The 9,269-nt window shown below is 71.3% G+C and carries 9 protein-coding genes and 1 pseudogene; 2 read left to right on the forward strand and 8 right to left on the reverse strand.

Annotation, left to right across the window (positions count from 1 at the left end):
• The 3 genes from MFF42_RS05205 to mutM all read right to left on the reverse strand — a co-directional run.
• Positions 1-353, reverse strand: a 353-nt coding sequence (locus MFF42_RS05205) for an Rrf2 family transcriptional regulator (RefSeq protein WP_238254814.1), incomplete at its 3' end; no start/stop codon positions are given.
• Positions 354-498: 145 nt separating this feature from the next.
• Entirely contained in the window at positions 499-714 is a 216-nt protein-coding gene (locus tag MFF42_RS05210) for a hypothetical protein (protein WP_238254815.1), read from the reverse strand.
• Between the two features lie 220 nt (positions 715-934).
• Positions 935-1,834 carry a bifunctional DNA-formamidopyrimidine glycosylase/DNA-(apurinic or apyrimidinic site) lyase gene (gene mutM / locus MFF42_RS05215; RefSeq protein WP_238254816.1) on the reverse strand — a complete coding sequence of 300 codons (900 nt, stop codon included), beginning with the start codon at positions 1,832-1,834 and terminating at the stop codon, positions 935-937.
• A 348-nt stretch (positions 1,835-2,182) separates the two neighbouring features.
• Here mutM and MFF42_RS05220 point away from each other — a divergent pair, with 348 nt between their 5' ends.
• Positions 2,183-3,307 carry a carboxylate-amine ligase gene (locus MFF42_RS05220; RefSeq protein ID WP_238254817.1) on the forward strand — a complete coding sequence of 375 codons (1,125 nt, stop codon included), beginning with the start codon at positions 2,183-2,185 and terminating at the stop codon, positions 3,305-3,307.
• Between the two features lie 230 nt (positions 3,308-3,537).
• On the opposite strand, the gene MFF42_RS05225 is transcribed toward MFF42_RS05220, so the two are convergent.
• The 4 genes from MFF42_RS05225 to MFF42_RS05240 all read right to left on the reverse strand — a co-directional run bounded on the left by MFF42_RS05225 (position 3,538) and on the right by MFF42_RS05240 (position 7,493).
• Complete coding sequence (locus tag MFF42_RS05225) at positions 3,538-4,455, reverse strand: sulfite exporter TauE/SafE family protein (protein WP_238254818.1); 918 nt, start codon at positions 4,453-4,455, stop codon at positions 3,538-3,540.
• A 206-nt stretch (positions 4,456-4,661) separates the two neighbouring features.
• Positions 4,662-6,002, reverse strand: coding sequence for a ribosome biogenesis GTPase Der (der, locus tag MFF42_RS05230; RefSeq protein ID WP_238254819.1), 1,341 nt, complete (start codon positions 6,000-6,002; stop codon positions 4,662-4,664).
• 78 nt (positions 6,003-6,080) lie between these two features.
• Complete coding sequence (locus MFF42_RS05235; protein WP_238254820.1) at positions 6,081-6,791, reverse strand: tetratricopeptide repeat protein; 711 nt, start codon at positions 6,789-6,791, stop codon at positions 6,081-6,083.
• A 96-nt stretch (positions 6,792-6,887) separates the two neighbouring features.
• Positions 6,888-7,493 (reverse strand): NnrU family protein, encoded by a 606-nt coding sequence (locus MFF42_RS05240; RefSeq protein ID WP_238254821.1) that lies wholly within the window; start codon positions 7,491-7,493, stop codon positions 6,888-6,890.
• Between the two features lie 79 nt (positions 7,494-7,572).
• Here MFF42_RS05240 and MFF42_RS05245 point away from each other — a divergent pair, with 79 nt between their 5' ends.
• On the forward strand, positions 7,573-8,769 hold the full coding sequence (locus MFF42_RS05245; protein WP_238254822.1) for a hypothetical protein: 1,197 nt from the start codon (positions 7,573-7,575) through the stop codon (positions 8,767-8,769).
• A gap of 356 nt (positions 8,770-9,125) precedes the next feature.
• On the opposite strand, the pseudogene MFF42_RS05250 reads toward MFF42_RS05245, so the two are convergent.
• Positions 9,126-9,269: pseudogene (locus MFF42_RS05250) on the reverse strand (EcsC family protein); the annotation flags it as partial.

Raw genomic sequence — 9,269 nt, forward strand, 5'->3', positions numbered from 1 at the left:
AGCGCCTCCGCCTCGCGGAAGCTCTCGTCCATCGCGGCGTTGACCGCCTGCTCGACGAGGCAGCCGGGCGCCTCGCTCCGGTTGCCCATGGCGAAGATCTCGGGGGCGCCGAGCGCCTCGTAGATGTCGCGCAGAGTGACGGCCCGGAGATCGCAGGCGATCCGCCAGCCGCCGCCATGCCCCTTCTCGGAGCGGACGTAGCCCCGCTCGCGCAGGCCCGCCATGATGCGCCGGATCACGACGGGGTTGGTCTGCATCACGCTGGCCAGGAAGTCCGACGTCACCGGCCCCTCGATCTCCGCCATGTGCAGCAGCACGTGGAGGACGCCCGAAAGCTTGCTGTCTCGTCTCATGTAACTTTACATGTTTCATGAGAGCGCGCCTGTCAAGCGGGTGCGGGGCCTGCCCCGAACGCAAGAAGGCCCGCCTCCCGGCGGGCCTTCTCCCTGTCCGTGCGCGCCCGGCCACCGGCCGGGCGACGTCGAACGTCCCTGGACGTTACGGCTGGCCGGCGGGCTTGTTCGCGGCGGGCGGGTTGGTCGGCGCCGTGGTCTGGCCGGCGGCCGGCGGGGTGGCGGGCGGCGTCGCCGGGGCGGTGGTCGTGGTGTTGGCCGGAGGCGTGGTCGTGCCGGTGGTGTCCTTCTTCTCGTCCTTGCAGGCCGCGAGGCCGAGGGCGATGAGGCCGAGGACGGGAAGCAGCTTGATGGCGCGCATGGTGTTCCTCCGTGTCGTTGGGCTCTTCAGCCTGCCGCCGCGGACGGCCGGCACCCGAAGAGCGGAAACGGGCTTTGCCGTGCTGTGGCAAAGCTGAGAACGCGTTGCGGCCCCGAACCGTTCAACATTCGCGGGGCGAATGACCTGAAGAACGGGGGATGAGCGCCGAATTTCAGCAAACCCTAAGCCGGATGAAACCGGCGGCTCAGCCGTTGCGATCTTACCGGAGCGGCAGTTTTTGGCAGGTTTCGCAGAAGAAGGTCGAGCGCCCGCCCTGCACGATCCGGCCGATCCGGCCCGTGCAGCCCCTGGTCGGGCAGGCATGGCCCACCCGGTCGTAGACGCGGAACCCGTGCTGGAAGGCGCCGCGCTCCCCGTCCGGCCGGGCGTAGTCGCGCAGGGTCGAGCCGCCGGCCGCCACCGCCTCGGTCAGCACCGCCTTGATCTCGGTGACGAGTTTTTTCGCCTTCGGTGTCGGCGATCCGTTGGGCTTGGCGAGCGCCCCCGCCGGCAGGGCCGGGTGGAGGCCGGATCGGTGCAGCGCCTCGCAGACATAGATGTTGCCCAGTCCCGCAATCAGGCGCTGGTCGAGCAGCGCCGCCTTCAGCGGCGTGATCTTTCTGGCGAACAGGCGGGCGAGCAGGGCGGCGTCGAGGGCGTCCGACAGCGGCTCGACGCCCATCCCGGCGAAGTGGCGGCAGGTTTCGAGGTCGCGGGTCGCCACGAGGTCCATGAAGCCGAAGCGGCGGGCGTCGTTGTAGGTGACGGTGGCGCCGTTGCCCATCGCCATCACCACGTGGTCGTGCTTGGGCGTGCCGAGCGCCCCTTCGAGGTAGAAGTCGCCCGGCGAGAGGTTCGAGCCGTCGGGGAGCCTGACGTCGAAGCGCCCGCTCATGCCGAGATGCAGGATCAGGCTCTCGCCGGAATCGAGATGCGCGGTGAGGTACTTGGCCCGGCGCGCCAAGTCGACCACGGCGGCGCCCTCCAGCCGCTCGGCGAAGCGCTCGGGGAAGGGGAAGCGCAGGTTCGGCCGGCGCAGGGTGACGCGGGCGAAGCGCGCGCCGACCATCGCGGGGGCCAGCCCCCGGCGCACGGTCTCGACTTCGGGCAGTTCGGGCATGGTCGCGGTATCGAAACGGGGAAAGCGGATGCTTGGAGTGCCTCACAAAACGCCCGGCCACCGGTCGTGTCCGCTTCGACCGCGACGGCGCAGCGGGAGTTTTGTGAGAGACACTTAGCGCTCTCCCGGGCTCCCGGGCGAGCCCCGCCGGCCCCGCGCCGGGCGGCCACGGTGTCGCGCATCCGGCCGAGCCTCTCGACCCCGAGCCTCTCCGGTCCCGAGCCTCTCCGGGAACCGTTATCGGGGCTAACGGCTTGCTCCCGGCCAAGGTCCTTTCGGTGCGCTCCCTCGCCGGGCCGGCTGCCCTTCGGCGGGAGCGCGTCAGCCGGTCGTCGGAGTCAGCACGGCATGAGCGCCCACCCCTACCGGTTCGGGATCGAGGAGGAGTATTTCCTCGCCGACGCCGAGACCCGCGGCACGCCGCGCCGCTCGGTCAAGCCGTTCCATCAGGCGGCCGGCGAGCGGCTGCCGGAGATCGGGCGCGAGCTGCTCCAGTGCCAGGTCGAGGTCTGCACCCCGCCCTCCACGGAGTTCGCGGCCGCCCACGCCGCGCTGCTGCGGCAGCGGCGGGCGCTGGCGGAACTGGGGGGCGAGCACGGGCTCCTCGTCTTCGCCGCGGGCACCCACCCCATCGCCGACTGGGCGCGGCAATTGCCGACCAAGGGCGACCGCTACCGCGGCATCCTGCGCGATGTCGGCCTGGCCGGGCGGCGCAGCCTGATCTGCGGCATGCACGTCCATGTCGAGGTCGCCGACCCCGACCGGCGCGTGGCGCTGATGGACCGGCTGCTGCCGTTCCAGCCGCTGCTGTTCGCCCTCTCCGCCTCCTCGCCGTTCTGGCAGGGCAAGCCGACGGGTCTCTCCGCCTACCGCCTCAGCGCCTTCGGCGAGCTGCCCCGCACCGGCCTACCGGACCTGATGGGCGACGCGGCGGCCTACGAACGCTACGTGCGCATCATGACCAATGCCGGCTCGATCCAGGATGCGAGCTTCCTGTGGTGGTCCCTGCGCCCCTCGATCAAGTTCCCGACGCTCGAACTGCGCATCGCCGATTCCTGCACCCGGCTCTCCGACGCCATCGTGGTGGCGGCCCTGTTCCGCTGCCTCGTGCGGCTGGTCGAGCGCCGGCCCGACATCCATGCGGGGCTCACCGGCGTCTCGCGGGCGATCGCGGCGGAGAACCTGTGGCGGGCCCAGCGCAGCGGGATCGAGGCGGAATTGATCGACGAGGCGTCCGAGCAGTCCTTCTCCTTCCCGGCCGCCCTCGACACGCTGCTCTCGCTGATCGCGGAGGATGCCGAGGCGCTCGGCTGCACCGCGGAGGTGGCCGACGCCCACCGCATCCTGCGGGAGGGCACCAGCGCCGACCGGCAGATCGCCGCCTTCGAGGCGACCCGCGGAGGCGACACCAGCAACCGCCAGGCCCTCGACGCGGTGGTCGACTGGCTCGCCGAGACCACACGGGATGGATGACGACGCGCGAGGGCTGATACGGTTTCCGGTTGATCGCTTCGGTTTCTCCTTCGTCATTGCGAGGCGAAGCCGTGGCAATCCAGAGCGCGACCTTTCCGGATCGGTCGCGCTCTGGATCGCTTCGGCTCCGCCTCGCGATGACGGGATTGGACAAGGCCCGAGGTGATCAACCGGAAACCGTATGAAGCATCGACTTCACCCGAAAGCCGCCCCCCTGCCGGGACGATGCTTCAGCCGAACAGCCCGGCGAGGTTCACGAGGCTCAAGCCCGCGATCAGGAGACCCACCACGACCATCAGCGCCCGTGCCGGGATCACCCGCACCAGCAGCGCGGCGACGGGCGCGGCGAACAGCCCGCCGGCGACGAGGCCGGCGATGGTGGTCCAGTGGGTCAGCCCGCCGAGCAGGGTGAAGGACACCCCGCTCGCCAGCGCGACGAAGAACTCCGCCGCGTTGACCGAACCGATGGAGGTGCGCGGGTCCTGCCCGCCGCCGACCAGCGTCGTCGTCACCACCGGCCCCCACCCGCCGCCGCCGACCGCGTCGACGAAGCCGCCGCCGAGCGCCAGCGGCACCACCGCGCGGGGCGGCTCGCGCCGGGTTTTCAGCGTGCGGAACGCCTTCGACAGGACGTAGAGCCCCATCCCGAGCAGGTAGACCGAGACGAACGGCTTGATGGTGTCGCCGTCGACGGACGTCAGGAGATAGGCCCCCGCCACGGCGCCGATCACGCCGGGGATCAGCAGGCGCCGGAACAGGGCGCTGTCGACGTTGCCGAGCCGCCAGTGCGACAGGCCGGAGAAGGCGGTGGTGAAGATCTCGGCCACGTGCACGGAGGCCGAGGCCGCCGCCGGCGGCACGCCGGTGGAGAGCAGGAAGGTGGTCGAGGTGATGCCGTAGGCCATGCCGAGCGCGCCGTCGACCGTCTGCGCCGCGAGCCCGACCGCGACGGCGGTCCAGAAGCCGCGGCTCGCCAGCCCCTCGCTCACGGCCTTGAGGGTGCCCCCGCCCGCGCCCTGCGCGAGCAGGACCAGGAACGCCGCGATCACGGCAAGCGCCGCCAGGGCGGCGAGGCCCAGGAGGACGAGCGTGCGCGGCTCGCCGCGCTTCGTCAGCCGCACGGAAGCGGCGGAAGACGATCCGGCCATGGGGAAAATGTCCGTTCGGGAAGGAGCCGAAAAGCTAAGGACCTGCACGCGGCGGGCAAGGGTTCGGCCTCCCAATGATCGGCGTCTGAGGAGAGCGAATCCCTCCGCGATCGGTTCCGAGAAGGACGTCTTTTCTTTCTCGGGCGCGGGGCCGGCGGGACACCGCCCGCCCGGGCCGTCCGCCCTCGTCGATCAGCCCTCGCTGATCAGCCCTTGTCGAACGGGTTCTTCGACGTGCGCAGGGACAGCCGGATCGGCGTGCCGGGCAGGTCGAAGGCCTCGCGCAGGCCGTTGACGAGGTAGCGGGTGTAGGATTTCGGCAGGGCGTCGAGCTGGTTGCCGAACAGGGCGAAGTGCGGCGGGCGGCTCTTCACCTGGGTGGCGTAGCGGATCTTGATGCGCCGGCCCGAGACCGCGGGCGGCGGGTTGCGCTGGAGCGCGTCGGTGAGCCACGCGTTGATCCGCGCCGTGGAGACGCGCCGGCTCCACACCTCGGAGGCGTCGACCACCGCCTGCATCAGCTTGTCGATGCCCTCCCCGGCGAGCCCCGAGAGCGGCACCACCGCGACGCCGCGCACCTGCGGCAGCAGGCGGGTGCAATCCTCGCGCAGGCTCTTGAGCAGGCCCGGCTGGTCGGCGACGAGATCCCACTTGTTGAGGCCGATCACCACGGCGCGGCCCTCGCTCTCGACGAGATCGACGATGGTGAGATCCTGCTTCTCGAAGGGAATCGTCGCGTCGAGGAGCACGACCACGACCTCGGCGAAGCGCACGGCGCGCAGCCCGTCGGAGACCGCGAGCTTTTCCAGCTTGTCGTCGATGCGGGCGCGGCGGCGCATGCCGGCGGTGTCGTGCAGCTTGATCCGGCGCCCGCGCCACTCCCAGTCGAGGGAGATCGAGTCGCGGGTGATGCCGGCCTCGGGGCCGACGAGGAGGCGGTCCTCGCCGATCATCCGGTTGATCAGGGTGGACTTGCCCGCGTTCGGCCGCCCGACGATGGCGACGCGCAGGCCCTTGCCGCCCTCCTCGTCCTCCTCCTCGTCGTCGGGCTCGGGCAGAACCTCGCGGAGCGCATCCTGCAGCGAGCCCAGGCCCTCGCCGTGCTCGGCGGAGAAGGGGATCGGGTCGCCGAGCCCCAGCGAGAACGCCTCGTAGGCGCCGGCCATCCCGGCGCCGCCCTCCGCCTTGTTGGCGATGAGGATGACCGGGCAGCCGGAGCGGCGCACCAGTTCGGCGAAGGGCCGGTCGGCGGGCAGCACGCCGGCGCGGGCGTCGATGACGAACAGGACCGCGTCGGCTTCGAGGATCGCGGCCTCGGTCTGGGCGCGCATGCGGCCGAGCAGCGAATCGGCGTCCGCCTCCTCGAGGCCGGCGGTGTCGATGACGCGGAAGGCGACGTCGCCGATGAAGCCCTCGCCCTCGCGGCGGTCGCGGGTCACGCCGGGGCGGTCGTCCACCAGGGCGAGCTTGCGCCCGACCAGCCGGTTGAACAGGGTCGACTTGCCGACATTCGGGCGTCCGACGATCGCGACGGTCGGCAGATCCATGGGAAACAACTTTTTCCGAAAGCCGGAGGCCACCGTTCGGGACGATGCTCGAGAAGATAGGCGGTTGCGTCCGCGCCGTCAGCGGGTGATCGGCGGCGGGGCGGCGTTCTCGGGCTTGGCTTCCGTCACGGTGACGGGGCCGCCGGCGACCAGCGCCTCGTAGACCTCGACCCGCTGGCGCAGGCCCTGGGGCGTCTCGGTGTCGGCGCTGATCTGGTCGAACCAGCGGCCGGCGCCCTCGGTGTCGCCGCGCTTGAGCGCGGTCAGGCCGAGCATCTCGCGGGCGGTGTGGCGGTAGGCGTTGGTCGGGGCGGCCAGCCCCTGGAGGCTCGCCAGGGCCGCGTTCGGGTCGGACCCGTCGAGGCGCAGCAGGGCCGCGCGCAGGCGGGCGAGGTCGCGCAGGGAATCGCCGATGCCGGTATCGGCCGCGAGCCCGTCGTAGGCCGCCGCCCCGGCGACGGCATCGCGCTTGGCCGTCTCGGCGGCGAGGCGGAAGCGGGCGAGCAGGGCGTAGCCGCCCGGCCCGTCGGTCCGGATCGCGGCGAAGTCGCGGTCCGCGTCCTCGACCTTGCCGTCCTTGGCGAGGCGGCTGGCCTGATCGTAGCGCTCGGAGGCCGCCTCGGCGCGGGTGCGCTCGGCGTGGCGCCAGTAATTGTAGCCGCCGACGCCGGCCACGAGGAGGATCGCCGCGGTGATGATCAGCGCGTTGTAGCGCTTCCAGATCTTGGCGATCTGGTCGCGGCGGTAATCCTCATCGACCTCGCGGATGAATTCGTTGTTCTCGGCCATGACAAATCCGGGCGCCCCTCGCGGGAAGCGCTCTCGCCTCGCTCGTCGTCGTGTCGAGGGCGCCTAGCACAGCGTCCCCGCTTTGGCGAATGGGGGTCAGGCCTGTCCCGGCCAGGCGGCGACGCCGATGAGCAGCGGGTGCAGGTACTTGCCGAACACGAACCACGCCACGACGCCGACCACGACGGCGATGGCGTCGTTGCGCCAGCCGGCCGGGGCGGCCTGCCCGCCGTGCTGATCCGCCACCTGCCCCGCGGTCAGCGTCCGGCGCTTGGCGCTGATGCGCGCCGCCACCGCCCAGGCGAGGAAGGCGCCGAACAGCAGGATCGAGCCGAGATCGCCGTTGGCGAGCAGGTGGGCGGTCGCCCAGATCTTCACGGCCAGCAGCATCGGGTGCTTGAGCCGGGTGCGGATGTGGCCCGGCAGGTAGGTCGCCGCGAGGCTGATGAAGGCGAACAGCGTCAGCAGCACGGCGAGATGCCGGGTCCAGAGCGGCGGCGACCAGACCGGGATCATGCCCTCCTGCCGGTAGAGGCCGTAGCCGGTGACGGTGAGGATCAGGCCCAGCGCCGAGAGCAGGGTGTAGCCGAGCTTGAACCGGTTCTCGCCGATCCGGCCGATCACCTCCGCGCGCTTGGCCCGGGCCATGGAGAAGGCGTGCGTGCCGAGGAACAGCACGAGGCCGAGGATCAGAACTAGCATGGGGCAGCCTGTGGACGGCGCTCGCTCCGGCGGATGCGGACAAGCTCCCTGTAACGGTTCAAAACGCAATCTATTCGCGATGTCCAGATCGTCTCGTCCCCTTGGCCGTCTCCTCTTCGGTGTCCTCGCGACCGCCTGCGGCCTCGCGCCGCCGGCCCGGGCCGCCCCGGAGCCGCCGCTCTCGGCGCTCACCCTGACGGGACCGGAGCGGACGATCTTTTCCGCCACCCGCGACGCCTGCGACGGCGCCGACGTGCCCGACGCCCCCGCCCGCGCCTTTCGCGACGCGTCGGGCGGAATCGCGCTCTACGGCCTGCACTACCGCAACCGCGCCTTGCGCGGCCCGGACTTCGACAGTCTCAAGATCGATTGCCGGGTGGTGCTCGATTCCGGCGAGAAGCCCGATCCGGCGCTCTACGACGACCGCTCCTGGATCACCGCCACCTGGACCGAGGACGGCACGACCGTCGCCGCCCTCCTCCACCACGAGTACCAGGCCAACGAGCACGAGGGCCGCTGCCGCTCCAAGGTCTACATGGAGTGCTGGTACAACACGGTCACGGCGGCCTTCTCCCGCGACGGGGGCCGCAGCTTCGCCCGCGCGACGCCGCCCGCGGTGGTGGCCGGCGCGCCGTTCCGGCAGGAGGAGGGCCAGGGCCGGCACCGGGGCTTCTTCAACCCCTCCAACATCGTCGGCGAGGGGCGCTACCGCTACGTCTTCGCCTCGACCACCGGCTGGGACCGGCCCGGCAGCGACCAGGCGGCGGGCGTCTGCCTGTTCCGGACCGAGCGGCCCGACGATCCGGCGAGCTGGCGCGCCTGGACCGGCACCGGCTTCACCGCCGCCTTCCCCGACCCCTACCGCAAGCCGGTCAAGCTCGCCGACACCTGCAAGCCGGTGGCACCGTTTCCCGCTCCCGTCGGCGCGGTGGTGCGCCACCGCGGCAGCGGCGCCTGGATCGCCGTGTTCATGGCGGCGAAGGGCGGCGTCTTCCCGGAATCGGGCTTCTACTGGAGCAGTTCGCGCGACCTGCTGACCTGGGACGTGCCGCGGCTGCTGCTCGCCGGGGCGACGCTCTACGACGATCCCTGCACGGCGAAAGGCCGGCTCATCGCCTACCCGTCCCTGCTCGATCCGGGCGCGAAGGGCCGCAACTTCGACGATGTCGGCGAGAGCGGGCTGCTCACCTTCGCGACCCTGCGCACGGAGGGCTGCACCATCACCTCCGACCGCGACCTCGTGCGCCGGCCGGTGACGATCAAGGTGTGGCCATGAGGCTCTGATACGGTTTCCGGCTGATCACCTCGGGCCGTACCCCATCCCGTCATCGCGAGCGGCAGCGAAGCGATCCAGGGCGCGACCTCTCCGGAAATGTCGCGCCCTGGATTGCCACGGCTTCGCCTCGCAATGACGGCGGATGGTGAAACCGAAGTGATCAACCGGAAACGGTATGAGGCGCCCGCCTCTCCCATCCTCCTCCTCATCCTGAGGTGCCCGCGCCAGCGGGCCTCGAAGGATCCTCCAGGGATCGCGCGGGACCTGGAGGATCCTTCGAGGGCGACGCTTCGCGCCGCCACCTCAGGATGAGGGCGAGGACGGGATCGGTCGTCGGCCAGCGGAGTGCGGCCCCCTCACCCGAGGCCGAGCGCCGCCTTCTCCTCGAGATAGGCCGCGCGCACCGTCTCCTTGCCGTAGGCGCGCTCCAGCCGGCGCACGGTGAAGTGGGCGCGGCCCATGGACTGGAAATGATCCATGAAGGCGGCGTTGACCGCCGC

Source organism: Methylorubrum podarium, assembly GCF_022179745.1.
Lineage (GTDB): Bacteria > Pseudomonadota > Alphaproteobacteria > Rhizobiales > Beijerinckiaceae > Methylobacterium > Methylobacterium podarium.